At 38.8% G+C, this 1,964-nt stretch carries 2 protein-coding genes; one reads left to right on the top strand and one right to left on the bottom strand.

The genetic code is table 11. The features are described from left to right. Positions 1-342 (top strand): M23 family metallopeptidase (locus ACFIO3_RS12280; RefSeq protein WP_375704538.1); only part of this gene is annotated, 342 nt, incomplete at its 5' end. Between the two features lie 887 nt (positions 343-1,229). On the opposite strand, the gene ACFIO3_RS12275 is transcribed toward ACFIO3_RS12280, so the two are convergent. Continuing rightward, positions 1,230-1,964: sensor histidine kinase (locus ACFIO3_RS12275; protein WP_375704537.1), on the bottom strand; the 735-nt coding region annotated here is incomplete at its 5' end.

Below are 1,964 nucleotides of genomic sequence, written 5' to 3'. Positions count from 1 at the left end.
AAAGTAGGTGTAACAGGCGGCTATGGAAATCATACGGAAATTCAACATGCCAATGGGTATATTAGCAGTTATTCACATCAAAGTCGTTATGCACCAGACATCAAACCAGGCGTGAAAGTACGACAAGGACAAATCATTGGATATGTCGGATCAACAGGAATGGCAACTGGTCCCCATTGTCATTTTGAAATCATTGTCAATGGCGTCAAAGTTGATCCCATGCGCATCCGTATACCGGATAGCAAAGCCTTAACCAATCAAGACCTACAAACATTCCTACAAGAAAAAAACAATATTGATTCTTTGATAAACAGCCCGATACCCCCCTCTGAAGAGACTTAAAGCATGAAACACCTGCAGCTTTTTATGACTTAAACATCTAAAAAATATGCTTGAGCGCTTAATTTTTTTCAAAGCGATTTCCGCACTTTAAAGATCTGTAAAGGATACGCCGAAAGATATAACCACTCAAAGCAGCATAACAAGGATCAAAAATTAAACGCTCTCCTTTTCAGGTTTACCCACAACAGAAAAGTGCAAAATATGACACTCAAAAAAGCTAACGCTTCTTGTTTCTTTTATTAAAACGATAGCCCCCTTATTTGCCATGCAATAAAATCTTAAATCAAAGATGTGCCCCCTAAAGGATGAAGATTCTAAAACGCCCATCACTCTATAAACAATCCAGCTTTTTATTGAACAGATTCCACTGGTTGAACACTGATGCTGTTTAAAGCCCCAAAGGAGGGTGCTTCATGAGTTTTACGAGCACGTTTTACCTTAAGAATATTTCTCCCACACGCTTACAAAAACACCCTCTATTTAAAATTTTAACAACCCTTACAAAAAGAATAAAACGTGAAAAAACTCTCTCTTTGCAAAAAAAATCGAGCGTATCAATGTAAATATTATTGGTTCAAGCAAGCTCTTATTCAAAATAAATTTAAAGGCTAACTTCAGCACTTCAAAGCTTTAAGAAAGGAGAATGTTAAAAGCCATAATTAGAGTCAATAAAGCAAAAAGTCAGAAACAAATATGACACCAAAAGATGAAAAAATAAAGTTGCCTTTCTTGAAGACAATCAACAATTCTAAGATGAAGGTGATGTATTTGCGCTATTAAAGCCTTATTTTATCCTCCTTCTTGTGAAAAGGCGCCCTCCCCATGCCTTCGCGATAAATCAAAGGAAGCTTACCACTGGCAAAGAAAAAATTTACCATTTTTTAAAATCAGTCAGAGATTTTTTTTGAACTATTCGTGCTAAGTTTTGGCAAAGGAATGATAATCTTTGTGCCTCCTAAAGCAGAAGTTTCAAACAGAGGTTTTTCACCAAATTGCATACAAAGCTGTTCCACAACCACACGACCAAGTCCTGTCTTTTGTTTTAAAGTTTGGCTCTTCATCCCCACGCCATCATCTTCTACAATGAGCATCAATTGTCCATTTGGCTCAGGACCAAAGGAGATATAAATATGGCCCGACCGTTGATCAGGAAAGGCATGTTTTAAAGAATTGGTCAGCAACTCACCAAGGATAATTCCAAGTGTTGTTGCATCTCTTGAAGACAGGCGACACTCTTTAAAGTTGGTGTGAATGGTGATGTTTTCACGCAATTCAAAAGGAACCGCCAATTCGACATCATGCACAACAGAACTGAGAAACTCTGCCAATAGTGTCGTTTCCATATCATCACTTAAACGCAAACGACGATGTGCTGTGGAAATTGTCTGAATACGATCCCGTGCAGCCCCTAGAACAGCACGGACTTCTTCATTTTTACTCCGACTTAACTGAAGCCCCAGCAAAGAAGACACCGTGCCAAGAGAATTGCCAATGCGATGGCTTGCATCCTGCAACAATATTTCAACCCGTTGGCGTTCTTTTTCGGCGTGATTGCGTGCTTTTTCTAATTCTTGTGTTCGTTCCTTCACGCGTGCTTCTAGAGCGATATTTTCGCTATGGAG

It is taken from the genome of Bartonella sp. AD328YNZD (assembly GCF_042196425.1).
Note: the sequence above shows the minus strand (reverse complement) of the source record. Positions and strands in the feature narration are given on the sequence as shown.